The 22,026-nt window shown below is 43.5% G+C and carries 28 protein-coding genes; 7 read left to right on the top strand and 21 right to left on the bottom strand.

The genetic code is table 11. The features are described 5' to 3' along the window. Positions 1 to 112 precede the first annotated feature (112 nt). Both AZ46_RS03155 and AZ46_RS03150 read right to left on the bottom strand, forming a co-directional pair. The gene (locus tag AZ46_RS03155; RefSeq protein ID WP_035318998.1) at positions 113 to 1,471 is read right to left on the bottom strand and encodes an NAD(P)-dependent oxidoreductase; all 1,359 of its coding nucleotides are present in this window, start codon (positions 1,469 to 1,471) and stop codon (positions 113 to 115) included. A gap of 19 nt (positions 1,472 to 1,490) precedes the next feature. Beyond that, on the bottom strand, positions 1,491 to 2,381 hold the full coding sequence (locus AZ46_RS03150) for a nitrilase-related carbon-nitrogen hydrolase (RefSeq protein ID WP_029281527.1): 891 nt from the start codon (positions 2,379 to 2,381) through the stop codon (positions 1,491 to 1,493). Positions 2,382 to 2,635: 254 nt separating this feature from the next. On the opposite strand from AZ46_RS03150, the gene AZ46_RS03145 reads away from it, so the two are divergent. Further along, positions 2,636 to 2,926 (top strand): DUF6509 family protein, encoded by a 291-nt coding sequence (locus AZ46_RS03145; protein ID WP_029281528.1) that lies wholly within the window; start codon positions 2,636 to 2,638, stop codon positions 2,924 to 2,926. A gap of 44 nt (positions 2,927 to 2,970) precedes the next feature. Here AZ46_RS03145 and AZ46_RS03140 read toward each other — a convergent pair whose 3' ends face one another. The 4 genes from AZ46_RS03140 to AZ46_RS03125 all read right to left on the bottom strand — a co-directional run bounded on the left by AZ46_RS03140 (position 2,971) and on the right by AZ46_RS03125 (position 5,860). Further along, positions 2,971 to 3,588: an acetate uptake transporter gene (locus AZ46_RS03140; protein ID WP_029281529.1), complete on the bottom strand. Its 618-nt coding sequence runs from the start codon at positions 3,586 to 3,588 to the stop codon at positions 2,971 to 2,973. Between the two features lie 545 nt (positions 3,589 to 4,133). Next, positions 4,134 to 4,334 (bottom strand): cold-shock protein CspD, encoded by a 201-nt coding sequence (gene cspD / locus AZ46_RS03135; RefSeq protein ID WP_029281530.1) that lies wholly within the window; start codon positions 4,332 to 4,334, stop codon positions 4,134 to 4,136. A 460-nt stretch (positions 4,335 to 4,794) separates the two neighbouring features. Next, a complete protein-coding gene (locus AZ46_RS03130; protein ID WP_029281531.1) occupies positions 4,795 to 5,250 on the bottom strand; it encodes a TlpA disulfide reductase family protein in 456 nt (151 codons plus the stop codon). 67 nt (positions 5,251 to 5,317) lie between these two features. Continuing rightward, positions 5,318 to 5,860, bottom strand: coding sequence for a peroxiredoxin (locus AZ46_RS03125; RefSeq protein ID WP_029281532.1), 543 nt, complete (start codon positions 5,858 to 5,860; stop codon positions 5,318 to 5,320). 331 nt (positions 5,861 to 6,191) lie between these two features. On the opposite strand from AZ46_RS03125, the gene AZ46_RS03120 reads away from it, so the two are divergent. Then, the gene (locus tag AZ46_RS03120; RefSeq protein WP_029281535.1) at positions 6,192 to 7,034 is read left to right on the top strand and encodes a mechanosensitive ion channel family protein; all 843 of its coding nucleotides are present in this window, start codon (positions 6,192 to 6,194) and stop codon (positions 7,032 to 7,034) included. A gap of 44 nt (positions 7,035 to 7,078) precedes the next feature. Here the strand turns inward: AZ46_RS03120 and AZ46_RS03115 are convergent, their stop codons facing one another. The 4 genes from AZ46_RS03115 to AZ46_RS03100 all read right to left on the bottom strand — a co-directional run bounded on the left by AZ46_RS03115 (position 7,079) and on the right by AZ46_RS03100 (position 10,345). Further along, the gene (locus AZ46_RS03115) at positions 7,079 to 7,321 is read right to left on the bottom strand and encodes a YkuS family protein (RefSeq protein ID WP_029281537.1); all 243 of its coding nucleotides are present in this window, start codon (positions 7,319 to 7,321) and stop codon (positions 7,079 to 7,081) included. A gap of 43 nt (positions 7,322 to 7,364) precedes the next feature. Continuing rightward, positions 7,365 to 8,495 (bottom strand): N-acetyldiaminopimelate deacetylase, encoded by a 1,131-nt coding sequence (locus AZ46_RS03110; RefSeq protein WP_029281539.1) that lies wholly within the window; start codon positions 8,493 to 8,495, stop codon positions 7,365 to 7,367. A 79-nt stretch (positions 8,496 to 8,574) separates the two neighbouring features. After that, positions 8,575 to 9,285: a 2,3,4,5-tetrahydropyridine-2,6-dicarboxylate N-acetyltransferase gene (gene dapD, locus AZ46_RS03105; RefSeq protein WP_029281540.1), complete on the bottom strand. Its 711-nt coding sequence runs from the start codon at positions 9,283 to 9,285 to the stop codon at positions 8,575 to 8,577. A gap of 187 nt (positions 9,286 to 9,472) precedes the next feature. Continuing rightward, positions 9,473 to 10,345, bottom strand: a complete 873-nt coding sequence (locus AZ46_RS03100) for a LysR family transcriptional regulator (protein WP_029281541.1) — start codon at positions 10,343 to 10,345, stop codon at positions 9,473 to 9,475. Between the two features lie 126 nt (positions 10,346 to 10,471). Between AZ46_RS03100 and AZ46_RS03095 the strand changes: the two genes are divergently transcribed. Together AZ46_RS03095 and AZ46_RS03090 are read left to right on the top strand one after the other, a co-directional pair. After that, complete coding sequence (locus AZ46_RS03095) at positions 10,472 to 11,203, top strand: sulfite exporter TauE/SafE family protein (RefSeq protein WP_029281542.1); 732 nt, start codon at positions 10,472 to 10,474, stop codon at positions 11,201 to 11,203. 11 nt (positions 11,204 to 11,214) lie between these two features. After that, positions 11,215 to 11,577 (top strand): VOC family protein, encoded by a 363-nt coding sequence (locus AZ46_RS03090; RefSeq protein ID WP_029281544.1) that lies wholly within the window; start codon positions 11,215 to 11,217, stop codon positions 11,575 to 11,577. A gap of 20 nt (positions 11,578 to 11,597) precedes the next feature. Here AZ46_RS03090 and AZ46_RS03085 read toward each other — a convergent pair whose 3' ends face one another. The 6 genes from AZ46_RS03085 to AZ46_RS03065 form a co-directional block, all read right to left on the bottom strand. Then, entirely contained in the window at positions 11,598 to 13,070 is a 1,473-nt protein-coding gene (locus tag AZ46_RS03085; RefSeq protein WP_029281546.1) for an MDR family MFS transporter, read from the bottom strand. A 121-nt stretch (positions 13,071 to 13,191) separates the two neighbouring features. Beyond that, positions 13,192 to 13,635 (bottom strand): cyclic-di-AMP-binding protein CbpB, encoded by a 444-nt coding sequence (gene cbpB / locus AZ46_RS03080; protein ID WP_029281547.1) that lies wholly within the window; start codon positions 13,633 to 13,635, stop codon positions 13,192 to 13,194. A 197-nt stretch (positions 13,636 to 13,832) separates the two neighbouring features. Continuing rightward, positions 13,833 to 14,027 (bottom strand): antirepressor AbbA, encoded by a 195-nt coding sequence (abbA, locus tag AZ46_RS03075; RefSeq protein WP_029281550.1) that lies wholly within the window; start codon positions 14,025 to 14,027, stop codon positions 13,833 to 13,835. A 73-nt stretch (positions 14,028 to 14,100) separates the two neighbouring features. Beyond that, positions 14,101 to 14,619, bottom strand: coding sequence for a ribonuclease H-like YkuK family protein (locus tag AZ46_RS03070; RefSeq protein WP_029281552.1), 519 nt, complete (start codon positions 14,617 to 14,619; stop codon positions 14,101 to 14,103). 304 nt (positions 14,620 to 14,923) lie between these two features. Beyond that, entirely contained in the window at positions 14,924 to 15,073 is a 150-nt protein-coding gene (locus AZ46_RS22140) for a hypothetical protein (RefSeq protein ID WP_168713760.1), read from the bottom strand. A 14-nt stretch (positions 15,074 to 15,087) separates the two neighbouring features. After that, the gene (locus AZ46_RS03065; RefSeq protein ID WP_029281554.1) at positions 15,088 to 15,324 is read right to left on the bottom strand and encodes a YkuJ family protein; all 237 of its coding nucleotides are present in this window, start codon (positions 15,322 to 15,324) and stop codon (positions 15,088 to 15,090) included. Positions 15,325 to 15,501: 177 nt separating this feature from the next. Here AZ46_RS03065 and AZ46_RS03060 point away from each other — a divergent pair, with 177 nt between their 5' ends. Then, positions 15,502 to 16,464 (top strand): MBL fold metallo-hydrolase, encoded by a 963-nt coding sequence (locus AZ46_RS03060; protein WP_029281556.1) that lies wholly within the window; start codon positions 15,502 to 15,504, stop codon positions 16,462 to 16,464. Between the two features lie 19 nt (positions 16,465 to 16,483). Next, the gene (locus AZ46_RS03055) at positions 16,484 to 16,720 is read left to right on the top strand and encodes a glutaredoxin domain-containing protein (RefSeq protein ID WP_029281558.1); all 237 of its coding nucleotides are present in this window, start codon (positions 16,484 to 16,486) and stop codon (positions 16,718 to 16,720) included. A gap of 46 nt (positions 16,721 to 16,766) precedes the next feature. Here AZ46_RS03055 and AZ46_RS03050 read toward each other — a convergent pair whose 3' ends face one another. From AZ46_RS03050 to fadH, 5 genes are all read right to left on the bottom strand, one after another. Then, positions 16,767 to 17,663, bottom strand: a complete 897-nt coding sequence (locus AZ46_RS03050) for a manganese catalase family protein (protein ID WP_029281560.1) — start codon at positions 17,661 to 17,663, stop codon at positions 16,767 to 16,769. A 97-nt stretch (positions 17,664 to 17,760) separates the two neighbouring features. Next, on the bottom strand, positions 17,761 to 18,420 hold the full coding sequence (locus AZ46_RS03045) for a DUF3993 domain-containing protein (RefSeq protein WP_029281562.1): 660 nt from the start codon (positions 18,418 to 18,420) through the stop codon (positions 17,761 to 17,763). 185 nt (positions 18,421 to 18,605) lie between these two features. After that, on the bottom strand, positions 18,606 to 18,845 hold the full coding sequence (locus AZ46_RS03040; RefSeq protein ID WP_029281564.1) for a hypothetical protein: 240 nt from the start codon (positions 18,843 to 18,845) through the stop codon (positions 18,606 to 18,608). A gap of 56 nt (positions 18,846 to 18,901) precedes the next feature. After that, the gene (locus AZ46_RS03035; RefSeq protein WP_029281566.1) at positions 18,902 to 20,104 is read right to left on the bottom strand and encodes an EAL-associated domain-containing protein; all 1,203 of its coding nucleotides are present in this window, start codon (positions 20,102 to 20,104) and stop codon (positions 18,902 to 18,904) included. Positions 20,105 to 20,249: 145 nt separating this feature from the next. Next, a complete protein-coding gene (gene fadH / locus AZ46_RS03030) occupies positions 20,250 to 21,056 on the bottom strand; it encodes a 2,4-dienoyl-CoA reductase (protein WP_174434966.1) in 807 nt (268 codons plus the stop codon). Between the two features lie 156 nt (positions 21,057 to 21,212). Between fadH and AZ46_RS03025 the strand changes: the two genes are divergently transcribed. Beyond that, positions 21,213 to 22,025, top strand: coding sequence for a metallophosphoesterase (locus AZ46_RS03025; RefSeq protein ID WP_051865185.1), 813 nt, complete (start codon positions 21,213 to 21,215; stop codon positions 22,023 to 22,025). Position 22,026 lies beyond the last annotated feature (1 nt).

Here is a 22,026-nt window from a genome sequence, read left to right as displayed (position 1 = left end):
AGCTCCGAAGGACAGAAAAGGATCAGCCAGAAAAAGCCGGGTTTGCTTTTTATGGCTGAGCCGTTCTGGCCGAGGAGCTAGGCGGTGGGCAGTTCCTAATGACAAATTGAAATCACAAAGCAGGGTTGAGCGCCTCTGATATTAGTTTTTTGTGAATCTGATAAGCTGTCAGTTTCCCCTGCTGGGCTGCAGAGACGACCATGGCTTCGCCCTGGCCCTTTCCGAAGATTACGTCACCGCAGGCAAACACTTTATCATTCGAGGTCTGATAAGTCCCTGATGAGAGCTTTACGACTCCGTCTGCATGGTCGAGCCCAAAACTCTCTATGAGAGATACATATCTTGATTGGCCGATTGCCCGGATTACTGCATCTGTTTCAATGATGAATTCAGATCCTTCAACAGGCACCGGACGCGGACGTTCTCCTTCTCTTGCTGAAACAAGCTCCATTTTGATGCATTCAAGGCCAGTCACTTTATTTTCTTCATTTTTAATAATCCGCTTTGGTGCCGTCAGCCATCTGAAGACGACGCCATCCTGTTTGGCAAATTCATACTCAAACTCGTAGGCTGTCATTTCAGCTCTTGTTCGTCTGTAAAGAATGCTCACATCCTCTGCACCAAGGCGGACTGAGCAGGTTGCAGCATCGATTGCCGTATTCCCTGCACCAATTACGACCGCTTTTTTCCCCGCAAGCTTAAGCGTTTTTTCCGTTTTTGTTTCTTTGACAAATTCAATCGCATCATAGACACCATCTGCATCCTCGCCTTCTATGCCAAGCTTTGGCACAGCAGCCATGCCTGTGGCAAGAATCACGGCATCATACTCCTCAAGCAGCTCTGAAGGCAAAATGTCTCTTCCAACTTTGGTATTCGTTCTGATCTTCACATCTAGGCTCTTCACCTGATCGACTTCCCAAAACGAAATGGCCTGCGGCAGCCTGAATGAAACAATGCCGTATGTGTTTAAGCCGCCTGCCTGACTTTCCGCTTCAAAAATGGTGACTTCATATCCAAGCAGGGCAAGTTCTCTTGCAGCCGAGAGACCTGCAGGACCGCCGCCTACAACGGCAACGTTTTTTCCGTTCTTCTCCCCTGCTTTAAACAGGACCTGCTCATTATGAATCGCCCAGTCGGTTGCATAGCGCTGAAGGTTGCCGATCATAATCGGTTTCGTGGAAGAATTCAGCACACAGGCTCCCTCGCAAAGTTCCTCAGTCGGACAAACACGGGAGCAGCTTGCGCCGACGGGATTTGCCGACATAATGGTTTTAGCTGATCCTTTCAAATTTCCTGAAGCGATTTTCTTAATAAAAGAAGGAATATCGATGCCGGTCGGACAGGCTTTAATGCACGGTGCATCATAGCAGTACAAGCACCGGTTTGCTTCCTCAAGTGCTTCCCTGGCAGACAGGGGCGGTTCTACTTCCATGAAATTTTGTTCAAGTTCATGGGCCGTAATCTCTCTCATCAAGCTCATTACCTCCTTTTTAAGGCAGCAGGGCCGTCATTTCCTGATACGTTTCAGGGCGTCTGTCACGGTAAAATTGCCAGGTATCCCGGACTTCGCGGATCACTTTTTTATCCATCTCTCCAATGACCACTTCATCTCTGTCACGGCTTCCTTCCGCAACAAATCTGCCCCTTGGATCGGCGAGATAGGATTGTCCGTAAAATTCACCCATATTCCAAGGCCCCTCATATCCCACCCTGTTGATGGCGCCAATATAATAGCCATTTGCGACAGCATGTGCAGGCTGTTCAAGCTTCCAAAGGTATTCAGACAGGCCTGCAACTGTTGCTGAAGGATTAAAAACAATTTCCGCACCGTTCAGCCCGAGAAGCCTTGCTCCCTCAGGAAAGTGCCTGTCATAGCAAATATAGACACCGATCTTCGCAAACGCTGTATCAAAAACAGGGTAGCCTAGATTGCCTGGCTTAAAGTAGAACTTCTCCCAAAAACCGCCGCCGTCTTTTCCGACTCCGACATGAGGGATATGATGTTTGCGGTATTTCCCTAAATACGTTCCATCCGCGTCAATGACAGCAGCTGTATTATAATAGGTTGCTATTCCTTCCCTTTCATAGATCGGCAGCACGATCACCGTTCCAAGCTCCCGGGCAAGCTCCTGAAACCGTTTTGTGGTCGGCCCGTTTGGAATTTCCTCTGCTGCATCGTACCATTTCGTATTCTGTTCCGTGCAGAAATAAGGGCCGTAGAATATCTCCTGAAGACAGACAATCTGCGCACCCCTGCTGCTTGCTTCCCTCACAAGCTTCACGTGCTTTTCAATCGCCCGTTCTTTATGGATATCCACAGCCTCATTTCCGTCTGTATCGTTGCTTGCCTGAATTAAACCGATGACCACCTTATCCGGCATATAAAAAACCTCCTCTGCGTCAAATAAATAGTCTAAATATTAAAAAAATAATACCTGTCTCTATTTTACTTTTAACAAATTGGGTTTACACTGTACAAATTGTTAAATGGTTAAGGAGATTTGTCTTGCAGAATGTAAAATATAAGCAGAGTGCTGTCAGTAAATCTGACACTCTTTTCTATAAAGTTGTTTTATGGACACTTTTTAGGTAGGATAGGTAGGGAGTATACCCTGAAAGATTGGAATGATACATAATGAACATTGCAGCCTATACGGTTGAAAAACTGCAGGATCCATTTGGCATTCTCACCGGAGACCGGTATGAATTTATTCTTGACCTTGAGGTAGATGAAGAGGATGAGCTTTATACTGAAAAAGGTCTTCTCATGAAGGTGATTTTTGCTGTTAACGACACCGGTGAAGGAACCGTTTCTGTTTATCATCTGATGGAGCAGGAAACAAATGCCGTCCTTGATTTTGAGCTTGAAGAAGAAGAAGAAATGATGGTTAAAGCATTTTGCCAGAAGCATTACAGAGAAGAATAGAAAAAAAACGAGCAGGGTAAGCACCCTGCTCGTTTTTCTTTTGCTTATTTTTTGAAAATCCCAAAAGGTTTTCCAACAGGCAGCACTGTTTTTCCGAAATGAGTATTCAGCACCGCTGCAGCAGAACCGTAGAACGACAGCAGGGCAATGATCATTTCAGATACAGCAGCAAGCATGTGGGTTGCCTCATGCATGATATCAAAAGCACTTAATGAAAGTCCGATAAATAAAAAATCGATAAAAACAAAAATCAAAAACAATACCTTATGTGTTTCCATCGCACCGACTGTCATGAACAGACTGAAGATCAGATAGCCGATAAAGGCAAAGCCAAGCTGTTTCGGATCGGCAGCTGCTGCAAGCTTCTCGCCGAACACTCCCATTTGAATCAGCCAAGTTGCGCCGACTCCAAGCCAGAAAAGGCCAAAAGCGCCAAAAGCAGTTGTTCCAAATGTGTTGTTATGCTTTGCGTCGTGAATACTTGCAAAAAGCTGGGCAAAACCTCCGAGGAATATAGCCCAAGGCAATATAAGAGAAAGCCCGTCAGTTAATCCTAGTTTTTGTGACGAAGCCACTAGTGTTACCATAGCGAGTCCAAAAAGCCCGATTGCTGAAGGATCTGCAGTAGTGATTTTTACTTGCTGTACATTTTGTTGATTCATGGTGAGCCTCCTAAATTTTTAACACATACTCGACCACGATACAGGATGCAGATACTCGTGTCAATGGATTTTTCATGAGCTGATAAAGGTAACCGTTTCCAAAGATATTTATGACCTTTCATTCATCACCGGACTTTGTGAAAGGTCATATTTTAGCATCTTATGACTCTATATGCATCGATGGGTTCTGTGAAAGGTCATTGCCTTATTGCTTATGACCCCTCATGCATCGACGGACTCTGCGAAAGGTCATTAACTGATTGCTTATGACCCTTCAGGCTTTGAAGAACTCTGCGAGAGGTCATTACCTGCTTGCTTATGACCCTTCCTTCATCAGCTGAATCTGCCGAAGGTCATATACCAGTTGCTTATGACACCTCATGCATCAACGGACTCTGCGAAAGGTCATTACCCGCTTGCATCGCACGAAACTGCGAAAGGTCCAGCCATCAGTTCTAAACCTGGATTTCCTGGTTTTTTTTGCTGCAAATCCAGGAAAAAAGCGCATAAAAAAGCCGCTCAGACCTGAGCGGCTTTTTCGTTCATTATAATTTTACAACATTCTCAGCTTGAGGTCCGCGGTTGCCTTCAACGATGTTGAATTCAACTTCTTGGCCTTCTTCTAATGTTTTGTACCCTTCGCCTGTGATCGCGCTGAAGTGAACGAATACGTCGTTTCCGCCTTCAACTTCGATAAATCCAAAGCCTTTTTCTGAATTGAACCATTTTACTTTTCCAGTCGTCATGAGAGAAAACCTCCAAAAATTTTTTAATATGCCCTACTATTTACAACATGGTAAATAAAATATTCACATATTATAAAGAGTATCAATTAGAGGAATAGATAGTCTTTATAACATGTGAATGCTAAATGCCATATAAAATCATGAAAAGATTTTGATAGTTTGACAAATCTATTGGTTATTCATTTATTATCTGTGAACACAAAGCAACGAAAGCCCTACCTCTCTCTCGTCCTTGCGGCTCCGATGACCGCGCCAGCTTGAATTGAGCTAACAAAAATCAAAGGATTTGAATTTGAAGCATTTGTCCATATAAGGACTGATTGACTCATTATTAATATGGTAGAAGGGTATTTCATAATGAACTAACTTTTTCATTATACATGGAAAGGTTTAGAAAATCAAATAAATGGTTAAAAATGTCGAAAAAAGAAAGCGCTCCGCAGAACGGAGCGCTATTTTTTCATTCTGCGTTTTCTGTTTCGGCAAGCACGCGGTTTACACGTTTCTCAAGCATTTTCATGCCGCTTCCGCCTGCCTGGAAGTGACGGAGTGCTCCTGTTTTGTCAAATACATAATAAGCAGGAACATACTGATTTTCGAATGCATCTGTAAGCTTATGCTCACTGTCAACAAAGATTGGCTGTGTAATATCATGCTCAGCCGCAACTTTTTTGATGTCCTCAAGGTTCAGGTCGTCTTCTGATCTTGGCATGTGAACAGCCACTACATTCAGTTTGTCTTTATACTGGTCTCTGAATTCATTTACCTGAGGCATTGCTTCTTTGCAGAGGTGGCAGCTTACTGACCAGAAGTGAATCAGTGTAGGTTTTTCTCCAATTAAATCTTCTTTCGTCTGCTGGCCGTTCAGCCATTCAGTCGCGCCGCTTAATTCCGGCATTTGTGCACGTAATTTCATTGTGTTTCCCTCCATTGCTTGTTTAAAAAAGGCCTAACAAATAGTTAGACCTCTCATCAACCGTTTATTAAAGTGTAGCTTGTCCAGGTTTCCAGTTAGCCGGGCAAAGTCCGCCAGTTTGAAGAGCCTGAAGCACACGAAGTGTTTCATCTACGTCACGGCCGATGTTGTTGTGGTTAACAACAGCGTATTGAAGTTCGCCGTCAGGATTGATGATGAATAGTCCGCGAAGAGCTACGCCTTCTTCTTCAATAAGGACGCCGTATTCGCGTGAAACCATATGGTTTGTATCCGCTGCAAGCGGGAATTTAAGATCGCCAAGGCCGTTTTCTTTGCGGTCTGTGTTGATCCATGCAAGATGAGTGTGAATTGTATCAGTAGAAACGCCGATTACTTCAGCATCAAGATCTTCAAACTCATCATAACGGTCTGACATTGATGTAATTTCAGTCGGGCAAACGAACGTGAAGTCCATTGGATAAAAGAACAGCACTGTCCATTTGTCGTTTTTCATATTTTCTTCAAGGCTTACTTTTCCAAATTCCTTGTCAGCCATTACCGCATCCATTTCAAAGCGCGGTGCTTGTTTACCTACCATGCGTTCTGCCATGATGTATCCCTCCAATATGTAATTGATATCTGGTATCGATATCAGCTTAATTGAGAATCACAAATCGATTTTCTCAATTGTTGTCTTGTTTATTTCACATTGACCATTATAGTGCAACGACTATTTTTAGTCAATGTTAAATAATAATTAATTTAAAAAGGCTCTGTGCCTAAATAGGAGCACATGTATTGGTATTCCCTTTTCAGATTGAAAACAATCACCAAATCTCAGCAATTTCTGATTAAATTCTACAAAATCAAGTTTAACATGATGTCCTTGGGGTAACCAAATAATTAGTCTTACTTTATTAGTACAGGAAGGATGTTGGTTCATGGAATTTTTTGATTTAATCAGCAGAGTAAACTGGGTTGGCATTTTGACTGCAGCCGGTGTCATCACACTCAAGCTGATCGGCATACTTATTGCTTTTTTGGTTGTAAGGGCTATTGGCACAAGAGTGGTTGAAAAGACGTTTAAGAGGGTTCAGGAGCGTCAGTCCATTTCAATTGGGAGATCCAGAACGCTGCAGAGTCTGACACTCAATCTCTTCTCATATATTCTGATCTTTATTTTTGTCGTGATGGTGTTTGAAGTATTTGAATACGATGCAACTGCTCTTCTCGCAGGGGCTGGAGTTGTAGGACTTGCCATCGGTTTCGGCGCACAGGGACTTGTCAGCGATGTGGTGACAGGCTTCTTCCTGCTCCTTGAAAAACAGCTTGATGTGGAGGATTATGTAACAACAGCAGGATATTCTGGAATCGTTGAGCAGGTTGGCCTTCGGACCACTCAGATCAGAAGCTTTGACGGGACGCTTAATTATGTGCCGAACAGAGAGATCATCAGCTTAAGCAATCATTCAAGAGGCAACATGCGTGCTCTCGTTGATATCGGCATTTCATACGATGATAATATCGATGAGGCTATATCGGTTATTCAAAAGGCGTGTGATGAAATGGCCGCCGAGGATGCATCGATCATTGAAGGACCAAGTGTGATCGGTGTTCAAAGCCTTGGCGCATCGGATGTTGTGATCCGGATTATCGCCAAGACAGAGAATATGATGCAATGGGGCGTAGAGCGCAATCTTCGTAAAAAAGTGAAAGAAACACTTGATGCACACGGAATTGAAATCCCGTTTCCTCATCAGGTTTATATTGAGAAGAAACAGTAAAAAAACAGCAAATGAGCTGCCGGCTTCGGCAGCTCATTTCTTTTTTATTGAAGCCTGCTCTCTACCTGCTGGCAGATTTCATCAGCTGTATAACCGCTTGCTGTAAAAACAGAACCGCTTGTTACAGCATTGCTGATTCCCATAATGTTGGAATCCTGGCCTGTAATAATGCAGCAGTCACAGCCTTTTGCATCCTCTTCATTGCGGAGTTCTACAACATCATACCCCTTTGACTGAAGTGCAGCTGTTACGTCTGATAATGATTGTTCAACACCGATTTTTGGCATCTCATCCACCTCCTAAGACTAATGTGTCTCATAGGAGGGACCTTTATTCTGATAAGCCGTTCGCTTTGTAGAGAAAATATCTGCACATAAGGTCAACAGCCGCCCCTATTGCTTCCTCTTTAGGCTGAAGCTTTGAATGATGAAGTCCAAACGGGGAGTCCACTCCGAGCCAGAACATAAATCCCGGAATCTCATCCAGCATATATCCAAAATCTTCGCCCGTCATGGCCTCTCTGCACAGTACAACCTCAGTATCTGTGTTCACTTTTGCAAATTCCATGAATTCTTCCGTCAGCTCATGATGGTTGTATACCTGATGGTACATCGAACCGTAATCAATGGACGCGCTGCAGGAATAGCCGACCTCAAGCCCTCTCACAAGGGCTTCAATCCGTTCTTTCACTTTATCCATCGACTCTACGGACAGTGTCCGGATTGTTCCTTCAAGCCTTGCGTTCTCTGCAATAATGTTCTGAACGGTGCCTCCTGTTATCTTCCCGAACGTAATCACCGCACTGTCAAGCGGATCAACGTTTCTTGAAACAACCGTCTGAAGCTGGGTGACAAGTGATGCAGCCGCTACAATCATGTCTTGAGCCGTATGCGGATAGGCTGCATGTCCGCCTTTCCCCTTTAAGTCAATGAATAATTCCGATGTATTCGCAAATAAAAGACCGGGACGTGTAGCGATTGTCCCGACAGGATATTCAGGGGCAATGTGAAGAGCCGTAATGAAATCAGGCTTCCACTCCTTCATTATTTCGCTCCTTAGCATCGGTTCAGCTCCTCCGGGACCTTCCTCTGCAGGCTGAAAAAGAAACAGCAGATCATCTCTTACAGGGTGCTTGACGAAATACTGAATGATTCCAAGCGCAATCGTCATATGGAAATCATGGCCGCAAGCGTGCATGAGCTCAGGATGATGGGACTTGAACTCATAGCCTGTTTCCTCCCGGATGGGAAGTCCGTCAATATCTGCACGGTAAGCAAGTGTTTTCAAAGGAGCTGTTCCTTTCACTTTTACAAACAAACCGGTTTTCCACTTTTTGATTTCGAGTCTTTCTGCCGGTAAATGCCCGAGATGTTCCAAAAGGTAGGCTTGAGTTTTAAACTCCTGGAAGCCAAGCTCAGGAATGCGGTGCAGATCCTGTCTGATTTTTGACAATAGGTGCATTTGATCCAATCGTATCCCCCCTGATTCTATAGAGAAGGCGTGGGTGCTAAAACACCCACGCCGGTCAATCATTCAAGTATTAAAGCTGTCTAAGCTCTTGTTTGATTTCAGTTTTTGATTTTGTTTTTTCATCGATTTCTTTAATTTTGCGGGCAGGCGTACCTGCTACAACTGTATAAGGCTCAACATCATCAATGACGATTGCGCCTGCAGCAACGACAGCGCCTTTACCTACAGTAACACCTTCTAATACAACGGCATTGGCTCCGATAACAACATCATCTTCGATGACAACCGGCTTTGCAGATGGCGGTTCGATGACGCCTGCAAGAACAGATCCCGCTCCAATATGGCAGTTTTTCCCTACTGTAGCACGGCCGCCAAGAACAACGTTCATATCAATCATCGTGCCTTCGCCGATTACTGAACCGATGTTGATGGAAGCTCCCATCATAATAACAGCGTTATCGCCGATTTCCACTTGGTCGCGGATAATTGCGCCTGGCTCAATTCGCGCTTTGATGTTTTTCATGTCAAGAAGCGGAATCGCTGAATTGCGGCGGTCATTTTCCACAACAAAATCATCTATTTTCGCTTGATTTTGAGAAAGAACCGTTTGAATTTCAGCCCATTCGCCAAAAACAACACCGCTGTTGCCGTTTATGAATGTTTGTGAAGAAGATCCAAAATCGATTCCTTCAAGATCACCTTTCACATAAACTTTCACAGGTGTCGATTTTGTACTATTTTGAATGAACGAGATAATCTCATTCGCATCCATCATTTTCATATGTATTCCTCCTTCAGACTATATACCTCATTACTGTATCAAAGGACGGGTTTGTTGACAAGCTGAAACCTGGCGCTGCATTCCTATCATTGATTTTCCGGCAGCCTCCCTTCTGCAGCTGTATCTGCAAACATTAGCTGAAATAAAAAAACAGCTTTATCAGCTGCTTGCAAAAAAATCGTCACTTTTACGATATCCCTTCTTCGTTCAGAATATCGAGAAATGCCTGCACTTGTTTCAATTTAAACGATGACTCAAACCCAAGCAGCCATGTATCCCTTACTATTGGATCTCCGTGCTCGTTTAATAATGGGATTTTATGAATGTCCCGATTGTCGTCCACAAGCGTGACTGACGGAAGTATCGCATATCCGATTCCGTTGTAGGCCATTTGTTTGCACGTTTCAATCTGGTCGACAACAATCGTGCGCTTTGGACTGCTCTGAAAATGTTTATGCCACCAATCCTGAATCTCCTGATAATAGGATGAGTCACTTTTAAACTGAATAAAGGGCCGCTCGGTATCAATTAAATCCTCAACCTTATGAATTTCTGAATCCACTAAGTACAGGGTGTCTGTCAGCAAGTGCTTCTTGACCCCTTTCCACTCCGGATTTCCTCTGATGATGCCAAGGTGAACGTGATCTTCATACATGCTTTTTAAAATCTCGCTGCTCCACCCCGTAACAAGGGAAATCTTTGCATGAGGATATTTGCTGACATATTTTTTTAGGATGTTAGGCAGCCAGTGCTGTCCAATGATGGATGCCACAGCGATTTTCAGCGTTCCGTGCACTTCTCCTTCAAGCTCTGAAATTTCTTCACGCAGTTTTTCTTCTTTCTTTGTCACTTCTTTTGCGAATGCTACAATCTTTTCTCCCGCAGGCGTAAGCGTCAGCCCTTTTTGTGAACGGATAAAAATTTGAAAGCCCCATGACTTCTCGATGGACTGCAGCCTTTGTGACAGCGCAGGCTGGGAAACAAAAAGCCGTTCGGATGCTTTTCTCATATTCATTTCTTCAGATAGAACTACGAGCATTTTTAATTCAGTCAGCTGCATAAATACCTCCTCTATAAGTTTTCCTTATATTATATGCTAATTTATTCATAATTTCATTATTGTCACTCGAAGAATATACTAAGGTTGAAAAGCGCGCTTTAACCCCTCAGGAAGATGTGATGCTTTATGGAATGGCCGATTTTTTTCATCGGTACTGCAGCAACCTTCATCGGAACACTTGCAGGAAGCGGCGGGATGATTAACATGCCCCTTATGCTCATGTACGGACTGCCTATTCACACCATTATCTCCTCCAACAAATTTGCAAATACGCTAAGTTCGTTTTCAAGCTTTGCTGTCCTTGTGAAAAAAAAGGAAGCGAACGTAAAAGAAATGGCGGCAACTGCGCCTTTTACGATTGGCGGAGGCATACTCGGGGCTTACTTCACAAGTCAGCTGAACGGGGAAGTGATGACTGTCATCGCTCTTTTTCTCCTCCTTTTCGCTTTAGGGCTCAATCTTTTGAAAAAACCGCAGGAACAGAAAATGGCCGAACCCCGGCTGAAGAAACGGCTTTACCCGCTTGTATTTGGAATTGGAGCGTATGACGGCATGTTCGGCCCCGGACAGGGAACTCTCCTTATGTACACTTTTTTGCATAACGGATTTACCTATATTAAATCGGTTGCCTTTACACGTTTTCAGACTTTCTTAAGCTGCACCGGGGCATTCACAGCCTACGCCTTCTCAGGCATCATGAACTGGAATATTGCGCTGAGCCTTGCTGCAGGAAGCATACTTGGAGCACAGATTGCCGTACGTTTTGCAGCAAAGCTCAGTTTTAAACAGGCGGCTTGGCTGATACGCCTGATCACTGTTCTCCTCATTCTGCAGTTATTCTATAACCTTATCGTATAGGAGGTTTTCTAATGAAAATAAAAAGACTCCATCATCTGCAGCTGTGCGTTTCTCCTGCAGAAGAAGAACATGCCCGAAAGTTTTACATTCAAGAGCTCGGATTTGAAGAGATACCCAAGCCGCCTGCCCTTCTGAAAAATGGCGGTTTCTGGTGCCGGGCAGGAGAAATAGAACTTCATATCGGCCTTGAGGAAACGGACGGCACCAAAAGCAAGCGGCATCCTGCCTTTGAAGTAGAAGATCTTGAAGGTGCCAGGGATTTTCTGACTAAGCTTTCTGTAGAGATAAAAGAAGAAATTGGGGTTCCGGGTGTTAACAGATTTTCATTTTACGATCCGTTCGGAAACCGGATTGAACTGCTTGAACTGAATTAAATAGCAAAAAGGCGCGGGAGTTATTTCTCCTGCGCCTCTTTCTTTTCTTTCGGAAGCCTCAATATAAGCGCGAAACTAATAACAGCAAATACAAACACCATGATATAGACACTGTGCAGGGAGTAGGTCAGCCCTTCTTTTAAAGCCTGCATAGCATCAGCAGAAAGCTTTGATGCTTCCTCAGGGCTGAGGAGCCTGTTCACGGAATCTAGATCGATTGTTTCGCCAATTCCTTCTTCTCTGAAATAAGACTGCAGCCGGGTATTTAAAATGCCTCCAAGCAGAGCAGCGCCGATCGTATTGCCCAGCGTTCGCATAAACATGTTTGCCGCTGTTGCCGAACCCCGCTGCTCCCAGCTGACTGTACTTTGAATAGAGACAATGAAAGCCGTTGTGGTCATTCCCATCCCTATGCCGACCAGGAAGGAACCAAAGGCAGCCCAGAGAGGGCCGTCGTCAGGTGTCAGCGTGAAGAAAACAGCACTTCCGGCAATCAGGGCTGCACCCCCGATAACCGAGGTGGTTCTAAAACCAATTTTAAAAAGAAGCCGGCCTGATATAGTTGATGCGATTGGCCAGCCAATGGACATAGCGGTAAGAGTGAATCCCGCTACAATCGGAGTCTGTCCCATCACAGCCTGTACAAATGCCGGCAGAAAAGAAGAGATTCCAATCAGCATGACACCTGTTGTTAATGAGGTCATATTTGCGATGAAAATGCTTTTTTCTTTCCAGATACTAAACGGCATCATAGGCTCTTTTGCTCGTTTTTCCTGTCGAATAAATAGGACAAAAGTAAGAATGGCTGCCGATGAGATCAGCAGCACCGGACTTGACATCCATGGCCATCTGATGCCTCCTTCTACAAGAACAATCATCGCTGTGCTTATGGAAAGAAATAAGAATAGGGCTCCTTTGTAATCAATTTCATGTTTTTTCCGCTCCACATTTTCATGGAGATATAAAACAAGCCCTGCAATCGCTAAAAGCCCAAGCGGAATATTGACCCAAAAGACGAATCTCCAGCTCACAAACTGGACTAACAGCCCGCCGATTGCCGGTCCCATAATGGCTGAAATCCCCCATACGCTTGATAAATATCCCTGAATTTTAGCCCGTTCTTCTTTTGTATAAATATCCCCGACAATTGTCGATGCAATCGGCATGACAGCGCCAGCACCAAACCCCTGAATAAAACGTGCTGCAATCAGCCACTCCATCGAGCTGACCATCCCGCACATTGCAGAACCGGCGAGAAAAACAGAAATGCCGAATATTAGAACAGGCTTTCTGCCGAATAGATCGGATAACTTTCCATAAATCAATACGGTAACAGCATTCATCAGCAAATAGGATGAAAAAACCCAGCTGTATAATGAAAATCCTCCAAGCTCCCCTACAATCGCAGGCATGGCTGTAGATACAATCGTGGCCTCGATGGCAGCCATAAACATTGCGAGCATAACCGCAGCCAGGATAAATGGGCGCTTCATATTCGAAGACTGCTGCTTGATTTCTTCTTTTTCAAGAATAGCCTGTGCCACCTTCATCGTCTCCCTTTTCTTTAAAAAAGCAAAAGAAGGAGCAAATATACCTCTCCTTCTCTCCCGGAATTTATCTGTTTTCAGTCATTTGTTTTTGCAGTTCTTTCAAAATGGCGCGTCTTGTCAAGATTCCCTCAAATATGCCGTCATCATCGACAACGCAGACAAAAGAGTGATCAATGACTAAATCCAGCCCTTTTGATATTGGATCTTTCAAATGCAGCCTTGGAATATCCGCATTCATTGCTTCTTCAACCTTCATATGTTCAAGCTTTTCAAATTCGATTCGCTGGAGGCCTAAGATAGCATCCATCATCATGTTTGTGCCAAGAAGTCCATGCAGTTTAAAGAAAGGATCAAGAACCGGCACCGCCGTGTAGCCTGTTTTTGTCAAAACAAGCAGCGCATGCTCAAGGTTATTCCCAATCTGTACATGTGCAACCTTATCTGAAGGTATCATATATTCTTCTATCGTTGATTCATTGAGTAATTTCTTTGTATGTATGCTAATCACATTTGTTCTCCCTCTCTAAAAAAGTTCACACCGAACCCATTTACCCCGCTTTAAATATGTTCAAACCACCCCTTTATTCTACCACAAAGAGGCAAAGAAATGCGGATTCATCTTTCCTTTGCCATTCGCTCATCAGCATCTTTTATCATGAAAAGCAAAAAAAAGATACTCTTGCTAAGAGTACCAGGTGTATGTAATCATTTCACTTCAAATCGGATTCGGTCATAAAGCCGGATCAGTTTTTGATAGGTTGCATGATCGGACTGTTTTGTGCCGTTTTCAATTTCATAAATCTCGCTGCTGACAAGTTCCAGAGCATATTGCTGTTTAAGAAGAAGCTCAACTAAAAATTTTTGGTCGTCCTGTGAAAGAATTTCTGCTGCAGAATTCATAATAGATTGCCCCCTTAATGGTAGATTAATCAATGAAAAAGCACTGCGTCAACCGCAAATTCCGACAGGTTCATTATTTTGTGAACCGATTGGCATAGCTGAATGCAGTATAGGAGTCAGGCTTGATTTTTGCTTCCAGGCCCATAGCCTGAATTCTTCCGGTCATCTCCTGAATAAGGTCCTTTGTCACACCCTTCCTCCCAATATCCAGATGAATTTCAAATGTAAGATCTGCTCCCTCATCCGAATAAGGAATAAGAATTTCTGCAAGCTCTGCTAAATAAACGGATGTAAACGCATAGGCAAGCTCCTGGCTTAGAGTCGTTTCCATGGATATTTTCTCATGAAGGCTCGTCATTGGCCGCGGGAAGACTGTATTCTTCAGGCAGCCCCACGCTCCTTTTCCAACTCGGTGAACATGAACAGCAGTGATAAACTTTGTTTCTGTCTGATGAACCTGTGAATCTGTGCCGATTGACAGAAGATAGGTGCTCCTCGGATCTTTTTTAAGGAAAGATTTAATTTTATGGATCATAGCTTCAAATGACATGTTTCCTTCAGAGACATTGTAAAAGGCAAAATGGTCAGTCATAAGACAGCTCCTTTTCAGCGGAAATTGCAGAACCAAGATATTATATGCTTGGCTGAAGAGAGTATTGAGCAAATTGGCGTAAATTTTATAGTATATTTTTTCCTCAAAGCACTCTTTTTAAACAGTCCGCTGTTTCACCGCTGAACAGATCCGTATCATTTCCCGAGTCACTATATATAACGTTTGAAATTGAATGAAGGTTTCGGATTTTCACACAAATTTATAAAAACTTTTTTCACTTAACCAAATGTTGGTTAAGACTAGAAAATGGTCACAAAAAAAAACAGCCAATGATTTTGGCTGTTTACCCTTTTTTCGTTTGAATATTACGCATATGATAATGGCAGCTGGAACACGAATAATTGACATTCTGATTCGACAGAGCTGTCAGCACTTCATTTAGAGGCTGCTGCTCATGGCAATTCGGACAAATGACGCTTGGTTTCGTATTCATCGGTTCCCTCCCGTTTATTGGAGCAAATCAAAAATTTCAATTGCGATCATATCGATGTTGTCAAATTGATAAGACTGGGGCTTTTCATCTTTTTGGAATACTTCAAGTTCGAACGTATCCGTTTTATCAAAATATTTTACACTGCAGCGTTTTTCACCCTCAACTTCAAAGAAGCGCTGGCTTGGTTCATTCGAAACGGCATTTTCCTGCAGACTTTGAAGTCTAGTTATGATACCTAAAAGCTGTGACATTAGTATCACCTCCAACAGAGTGAGTCAACTTGAGGTCCGCCTTCGCCTCTAGTTTGTGCGTCCTTCTTTATTCTATCCATCGGATTTACAGCTGCCTGAAAATTCTTTACATCGTGTCCGGGCAAACATAAAATGGGTATGATGGGAGAAATAAAATGATCACAAGGGGGTAAAAACGTGTCGCTTGTAACCAAAATGGATGAACGTTCAGCAATCATCGACAGTCATGATTTAGGGATGACGGGTCGTACAAGTTCCTATGTATTACTTGAAGAGAATATCACACTCTTTGAGCCTTCATCAAGTCCTTCTGTTCCACATATTAAAAATGGGTTGAATGACCTTGGCGTCCGGCTTGAAGATATTTCCTATATTATTGTTACCCATGTCCACCTTGACCATGCAGGCGGAGCGGGTTTGCTTCTTGAAAGCTGCCCGAATGCAAAGGTTGTCGTGCATCCAAAAGGGGCCAGGCATTTAATTGATCCCAGCAGACTGATTGCCGGTGCAAAAGCGGTGTACGGCGAACAGTTTGACGGTCTTTTTTCGCCGATTGTACCAGTGCCTGAAGACCGGATTATCGCCATGTCAGATGGTGAATCCATTGGGATCGGACCGGATTCAAAGCTCACTTTTTATGATACACCAGGGCATGCCAATCATCATTTCAGCATTTTAGACCATAAAAGCATGAGTATGTATACAGGAGACACAATCGGCATTTACTATCAGGAACTGCTTACTGAAGGGCTTGAATTTTATTTGCCGTCCACTTCCCCGAATCAGTTCAACCCCGAAGCGATGCTTAAAGCTGCTGATTTATTTGACAGCTTGGATTTAAATGCGATCCATTTCAGTCATTTCGGAGTGAGCCGCAATCCAAAAACCGCTACGGCTGCACTCAGAGAATGGCTGCCGGTCTTTATCAGGGCAGCGGAAACAGGCGCGGGTCAAACCGGGGTTCACTCTTTAGAAAAAGCAGCAGAACGTGTTAAAATGGAACTTCAAAAAGAGATTTATGCTTATCTTGATTTAAAAGGCATCCCAAGAACACACAGCGTTTACAGAATACTGGATCTTGATCTATCCGTTTGTGCCATGGGTCTTGTTGATGCATATGCCAAAAAGATAAAGAGCTGAAAAAAGGAGCATGACAGGAATGAAAGAAGTACATGTCTATACACAGCCCGACTGTCCGCCGTGTCAGATCGTCAAGCAATATTTAGATCATCACGGGATTGAATACAAGGTTTTCAATGTAGCAGAAGATACTGAAGCAAGAAACAGAATGACAGGACAATTAAAATCTTTTTCTACACCAACAGTGACGGTAGACGGGGAAACAGTAGCAGGATTCGATTTGCAGAAGCTTGAAAAACTGCTTGAAATTGGCTGAACGAGCAAAAAGGATGTCCCAAAGTTTTATTTTTGGGACATCCTTTTTATATTCCCGCTGATCTCATCAGCCTCTTGGCAATTTCATCAAAATCCTCTTTTGAAATACCCGGGGCAAATTCTTCAGGAACTTCTTCCAGGTCCGGCACCGGCGCTCCTGATGGCATGCCGTCAAATACTTTTAGAGGCTGGCCGTCAATCGGATGCTGTCCCTTCCAGATTTTATTTATGTCTTTATAATCCGTATCACTGAACGTATAAAGCCTCAGATGGATGCCCATGTCCTCAAATTTTTTCGCATCTGCAAAAGCTTTATTATCAAGATTAGGTATCGGCAGCATTTTTCCGACATCAACACCGGTAATGACTTCAAGAGCTTTTGCATAGGCAACGACATGCACCCCGCCACGGACGAGCAAGTACCCGATCATCTCTCTAGCTACCGGGTGGTCCGTCATCTCATACACTCTCATTTTATGCGTCCTCGCCCCGCATTCAAGGAAAAAGTTATGAAGCAGATCAAGGACCAGATTCCCGCTGTTGAATACATTTTCTCCCGTCCATGGTTTTCCCATAGAGTCAAAGGGATAGGAGGTCTGTGCCGTCTGAATAAAATGCTGGCTGTTCCTCTTGTCCTTTGCCCCCTGCATAGGTGTCGCATCAGGAGGTGCAGGATAAGTGGAGCCGCTCAGGATTAAATTGATCGTATTGGAAACGAGCTCAACATGGCCAAACTCCTCGGCCGTTATGCTTGAAACCAGATCATAAAAAGGCTTCAGCTTTTTCTTCTGTCTGAAATTGAAGGACTGAAACATATAATTATTAAGCGTTGACATCTCACCGAATTTTCCGCCGAGCAGCTCTTGAACGGCAGCTGCCGCATTTGGATCCGCATACTTCGGCTTTGGCAGCTCAATCAGCAGCCGGTTAAAACGCTTTATCATCCCGTAATCCCCCTTTAAAAGAGTGGTTCCCTTTAGAGGTTATGCAGGCCGGGATTTGTCTTATTACCTGTCTGAAAACCGGAAGATATCATTCTTTTCACTCTGCATTTCCTGCAGCACTCTTTACGTCATAGGCGTAAGCGCTCAGCAGTGTTTTCATTTTGAAATAAGGGTTCCAAATAAAACTGAAACCGCCCTCATTCCCAAAAGAAACAGCATCAGACTGATCGAAAATCAGGCTGACATTAAACGGACTCTGTTTCACTTCAGGAGATTCTGTTTTCGGCTCAGTCTCTGAAAAGATGACATCATCAATTTTATACTCGCCGTTCTCATGGACAAACAGGACAGCCTCATAGTGGTCATCATAGCTCACAGGCCCTTCCTCTTCAGCAGGAAAAAACTGAAATAATTTATGCGTATTATTTTCAGAACCGAACGACAGATCTTCCTCATAATTAAAATAAGGCATGCTGTAAGGAGTAAAATCGCTGCCATATACGATATAGCCGTTTTCCGTTTCTTTTACGTTCTCTTTTACATACTTTTCAATAAATGCATGGGTGAAATAAGGTTCCATCATTGCCTTTATTTCATTTAAAGGCCGTTCCTTTTCGGTGAGGGCCGCCTGCAGCTCTGACGCCTCCTTCACTGCCTGAACCGACTGTTCCTCGGTCAGCAGTTCCTCAGCAGAACCTGCGTGTCCGTAACCCAGAAATAATATAAGTGCGACGAGTGTGCTTAATAGAAGTTTCATGTCATTACCCTCCCGCTAATATCTGTGCTTAAATTTTATCAGAGTCTGTGTCGTTTTTATCCAACGATAATCCACAAAATACCATCATTTTCTGACAATTTCTCTTATTTTATTCCTTACCCTATTGAAAAAAGGTTAATCGTATTTCTTATCAAAACAAAAACAGCAACTGACTGCTGCTGTTTTTACCAGGATCTCGTGAAAGCCAAATATAGAATATAGAAACCCACCAGGCCCAGCGCGATAAGGTAGGTAAGGAAGATCGGGTTTCGAATGTATGGATGACGCTGAATTTTTTCATTCATTGGAGTATCTATTTCACTTTTTCTTATGTCAACAAGTCGGCCGATTCCTGCCGTGTAGATTAGTCCCCCAGCTACAATCATAAAAGCGAGAATGGCCAGAGCGATTGTGAATTTGTCCATATTGTCACCCCTTAGAGCGTTCTTTCTATCTAGGATGGCGCAATGAACAAAATTTATTACAGCAGCCCTTCATTTTCGTAAAGATAGGAATAGGGCAGATCGAGGAACAGGTAATGCTGCTGATCAATTGGGTAGGAGAATGTTCTGATGGATTCACCTGTTTCAATGTCGCTGTAAACATCACTGAAAAAGCCTTTTTTCCTGATCTGCATCTTCATAATATTTTCAAGAAAATAAGGGCGCCAGCTCCAGTTTTTTTGGTTGTAGTGAGGCTGAATTTTCCATTCATCGTCTTTTTTCAGGAAGTTCGAGCTTTGCTGAAATCCGTCCCCATCGCAGACGTAGATTCTGAAACAGCAATCGTTCAGTTCTTCCGCGAGTTTTTTAATGAGTTCATCAAATGAACCTGCATCATGCTTCGATTCTTTCGCAAAGAGAAGGCTGATTCGCTGATGAAACTGTTCGGACAGGTCATAAAAATGCTGCAGCTTTTTCTTTTCATACCTGATAAACGCCTGAAACTCTCCTGTCATTTTCTCTTTCAGGAGGTAAGGTTCTATTTTGTCTTCTCTTGGCGGCTGAAGATAATCCCCCTGAAAGAAACGGCCGCCATTTTTCCACGCGTACTGAAACTGGAAATGAAGGTCAATTTCGCTGTACAAAATGGCTGCACCTATTTTTCTTGCAAGCAGGGATATGGAATACAAAACATCGTGATACGTTTGCAGGGGCGACGTTAACCTGAGTGGCTGCAGATCAATTTTCAGGATATTGGGCATCAGAAGAGCAATTCTGTCCAAATTGCTGCTTGCTTTCCCTACATTTTCAACCGCCATTTTAATGCCGTATGTCCGGTAATAAGTAAAAACATGTGTAAGCTGCCGAATATCACCTGTAAATGTATGCTCTGTAATCTCTATCACGATCCGTTCAAGATTTCCGCCCTTTTCCTGCCATTGAAACAATAATTCGAGAAGACTTTCACCGTGATCGAGCATAAGCAGATTTGCATCTCTGTTAATAAATATCAGGGTATCATCAGCCGGATCTAGAAAATTATCAAGAGCCTTATGTAAAATGTGGCAGTCTGCCTCAAGTCTGTATTCATCAGGAATGGAATCATCTCTAAAGAAAGGCCCCATGCTCTTCCATTCATTGTTTAGGTTGATTCTCCCTACGATCTCATACCCGATTGCCTTTTGTTCGTCAGCACTGAAAATGGCCTGGTAGAACGGTCTGGCGTCCTCCAGGTTTGACATAATATCCAATGGATCCAAATCCCATTCCCCGCTTTCTCTCTTTGTTTTGTATGATTATACCATAGTGAGAGGACGGTTTAATGATGCTTAAGAAATGAAAAAAGATGCTCTAAGGCGAGCATCTTTTTGAATGTATCGTCAGTGATTAAAACGGGTGCTGATTCAGCCATTGTCCGCCGTCTAATGTAATGCATTCTCCGTTCATGTATGAAGCTTCTTCAGAAAGGATGAACGAAGCAAGGGCTGCGATTTCCTCAGGAGTTCCAAGACGTCCAAGCGGTACACTTTTCAGCGTTCTTTTAGCTGCTTCCTCAGATTGAAACAGCTTGTCCGCTCCCCCAGTTCTCTCAATAGGACCCGGTGCGATGGCATTTACCCGAATGCCGTATTTTCTTCCCCACTCAACAGCAAGCGTTCTTGTCATGGACAGCACGCCTGCTTTCGCTGCAGCAGAGTGAATGACACCCGCTCCTGCTCCCCAAGCATATGTAGCAACCATGTTCAAAATCGATCCTTTTTGCTGCTTTTCAATCCAGTACTTCCCTGCTGCACTGCTGCAGTAAAACGTTCCGTTCAAGACAATATTGATAACGGAGTTCCAGCCATTAACCGAAAGCTGTTCAGCCGGACAGATGAAATTACCCGCAGCATTGTTGACGAGACCGTCAATGCGTCCGAATGCTTCATCGGTTTTGCGGATCAGCTCTTCTGACATTTCAGGCACTCTCACATCCATCTGAAATGGAGTGATTGTCCCTTCAAGACCTGTCATTTCTTCTTTGGCTGCTTCTAAATTTTCAATTGATCTTCCGGTAATGACAACGTTCGCGCCTTGTGCCGCAAACTTACCCGCCATTGCTTTTCCCATCCCGCTGGAACCGCCTGTAACTATAATTACTTTATCCTTCAACAAAAACACCCCCAAAATGAATGACCATTCATATTTTACCATAGTTTTCTAACAATTAAAATAATTATCTCAAAAAGAGGAAAACAGACCTTCTTTCTAAAAGTAGTAGGGGCAGTTTTTTTGAAAGGGGGCGGCAGTCTGGAACACACCCATTCGAGGAGAAGTTTTCTCAAATTTTTTTTATCGGCAGCTGCAGGAATGCTGTTTGCTCTTTTTTTCGGCTATGGTTATGCACGTTATATTGAGCCAAAATTGATGAAAGTGACTCAAATCACTATGAAAAACGGCAAAATCCCTCCGGCCTTTGATGGCCTTAGATTGGTTCAATTCAGCGATACCCATCTGGGTCATGATTATTCAATTGCCCAGCTGGTCAAAGTTGTCAGTAAAATAAACCAGCTTTCTCCAGACATCATTTTATTTACGGGAGATCTAGTCGATAAACCGAATCAATATGAATATTTGCACAAAATTGCCCCTGAACTGAAAAAATTAAAAGCACCGCTCGGAAAATACTCCATATATGGAAATCACGACCATGGGGGATACGGGACAGACGTTTATAAGGCCATAATGGATGAATCCGGTTTTTCTCTGCTGAAAAACAGCGGCAAAAAGATTTCTTTGCTGGATGGTTCATTCATCTATTTGGCCGGGATCGATGATTTGATGCTTGGAAAACCTGATTATGAGCAGGCGCTTGCCGGTGCAGACAGCAGTCATTTCACTCTCCTTCTTGCACATGAGCCGGATGCTGCACTGGAAACGAAAAAGCACCCTGCAGACTGGCAGCTTTCAGGCCACAGCCACGGCGGACAGGTCCAGCTGCCCCTTTATGGCCCGCTCATAACTCCTCCCTTTGCTTCTGTCTATACAGAGGGCATGTATGAAGAGGATGGGCTGACCCTTTATGTGAACAGGGGGCTTGGTACGACGAGGCTTCCTTTCCGATTTCTTTCTGTCCCTGAAATCACTGTTTTCACATTAAGAACAAAAGAAAAAAGCACCTGAA

It is taken from the genome of Metabacillus indicus LMG 22858, assembly GCF_000708755.2.
Lineage (GTDB): Bacteria > Bacillota > Bacilli > Bacillales > Bacillaceae > Bacillus_P > Bacillus_P indicus.
This window is presented reverse-complemented; position numbering and strand designations above follow the sequence as displayed.

What these genes read in the sequence shown, in the direction of transcription:
- AZ46_RS03155 (WP_035318998.1), bottom strand. Translation starts at nt 1,471, where the DNA reads ATGAGAGAGATTACGGCCCATGAACTTGAACAAAATTTCATGGAAGTA.
- AZ46_RS03150 (WP_029281527.1), bottom strand. Translation starts at nt 2,381, where the DNA reads ATGCCGGATAAGGTGGTCATCGGTTTAATTCAGGCAAGCAACGATACA.
- AZ46_RS03145 (WP_029281528.1), top strand. Translation starts at nt 2,636, where the DNA reads ATGAACATTGCAGCCTATACGGTTGAAAAACTGCAGGATCCATTTGGC.
- AZ46_RS03140 (WP_029281529.1), bottom strand. Translation starts at nt 3,588, where the DNA reads ATGAATCAACAAAATGTACAGCAAGTAAAAATCACTACTGCAGATCCT.
- cspD (WP_029281530.1), bottom strand. Translation starts at nt 4,334, where the DNA reads ATGACGACTGGAAAAGTAAAATGGTTCAATTCAGAAAAAGGCTTTGGA.
- AZ46_RS03130 (WP_029281531.1), bottom strand. Translation starts at nt 5,250, where the DNA reads ATGAAATTACGTGCACAAATGCCGGAATTAAGCGGCGCGACTGAATGG.
- AZ46_RS03125 (WP_029281532.1), bottom strand. Translation starts at nt 5,860, where the DNA reads ATGGCAGAACGCATGGTAGGTAAACAAGCACCGCGCTTTGAAATGGAT.
- AZ46_RS03120 (WP_029281535.1), top strand. Translation starts at nt 6,192, where the DNA reads ATGGAATTTTTTGATTTAATCAGCAGAGTAAACTGGGTTGGCATTTTG.
- AZ46_RS03115 (WP_029281537.1), bottom strand. Translation starts at nt 7,321, where the DNA reads ATGCCAAAAATCGGTGTTGAACAATCATTATCAGACGTAACAGCTGCA.
- AZ46_RS03110 (WP_029281539.1), bottom strand. Translation starts at nt 8,495, where the DNA reads ATGCACCTATTGTCAAAAATCAGACAGGATCTGCACCGCATTCCTGAG.
- dapD (WP_029281540.1), bottom strand. Translation starts at nt 9,285, where the DNA reads ATGAAAATGATGGATGCGAATGAGATTATCTCGTTCATTCAAAATAGT.
- AZ46_RS03100 (WP_029281541.1), bottom strand. Translation starts at nt 10,345, where the DNA reads ATGCAGCTGACTGAATTAAAAATGCTCGTAGTTCTATCTGAAGAAATG.
- AZ46_RS03095 (WP_029281542.1), top strand. Translation starts at nt 10,472, where the DNA reads ATGGAATGGCCGATTTTTTTCATCGGTACTGCAGCAACCTTCATCGGA.
- AZ46_RS03090 (WP_029281544.1), top strand. Translation starts at nt 11,215, where the DNA reads ATGAAAATAAAAAGACTCCATCATCTGCAGCTGTGCGTTTCTCCTGCA.
- AZ46_RS03085 (WP_029281546.1), bottom strand. Translation starts at nt 13,070, where the DNA reads ATGAAGCGCCCATTTATCCTGGCTGCGGTTATGCTCGCAATGTTTATG.
- abbA (WP_029281550.1), bottom strand. Translation starts at nt 14,027, where the DNA reads ATGAATTCTGCAGCAGAAATTCTTTCACAGGACGACCAAAAATTTTTA.
- AZ46_RS03070 (WP_029281552.1), bottom strand. Translation starts at nt 14,619, where the DNA reads ATGACTGACCATTTTGCCTTTTACAATGTCTCTGAAGGAAACATGTCA.
- AZ46_RS22140 (WP_168713760.1), bottom strand. Translation starts at nt 15,073, where the DNA reads ATGAATACGAAACCAAGCGTCATTTGTCCGAATTGCCATGAGCAGCAG.
- AZ46_RS03065 (WP_029281554.1), bottom strand. Translation starts at nt 15,324, where the DNA reads ATGTCACAGCTTTTAGGTATCATAACTAGACTTCAAAGTCTGCAGGAA.
- AZ46_RS03055 (WP_029281558.1), top strand. Translation starts at nt 16,484, where the DNA reads ATGAAAGAAGTACATGTCTATACACAGCCCGACTGTCCGCCGTGTCAG.
- AZ46_RS03050 (WP_029281560.1), bottom strand. Translation starts at nt 17,663, where the DNA reads ATGATAAAGCGTTTTAACCGGCTGCTGATTGAGCTGCCAAAGCCGAAG.
- AZ46_RS03045 (WP_029281562.1), bottom strand. Translation starts at nt 18,420, where the DNA reads ATGAAACTTCTATTAAGCACACTCGTCGCACTTATATTATTTCTGGGT.
- AZ46_RS03040 (WP_029281564.1), bottom strand. Translation starts at nt 18,845, where the DNA reads ATGGACAAATTCACAATCGCTCTGGCCATTCTCGCTTTTATGATTGTA.
- AZ46_RS03035 (WP_029281566.1), bottom strand. Translation starts at nt 20,104, where the DNA reads ATGTCAAACCTGGAGGACGCCAGACCGTTCTACCAGGCCATTTTCAGT.
- fadH (WP_174434966.1), bottom strand. Translation starts at nt 21,056, where the DNA reads ATGGTAAAATATGAATGGTCATTCATTTTGGGGGTGTTTTTGTTGAAG.
- AZ46_RS03025 (WP_051865185.1), top strand. Translation starts at nt 21,213, where the DNA reads ATGCTGTTTGCTCTTTTTTTCGGCTATGGTTATGCACGTTATATTGAG.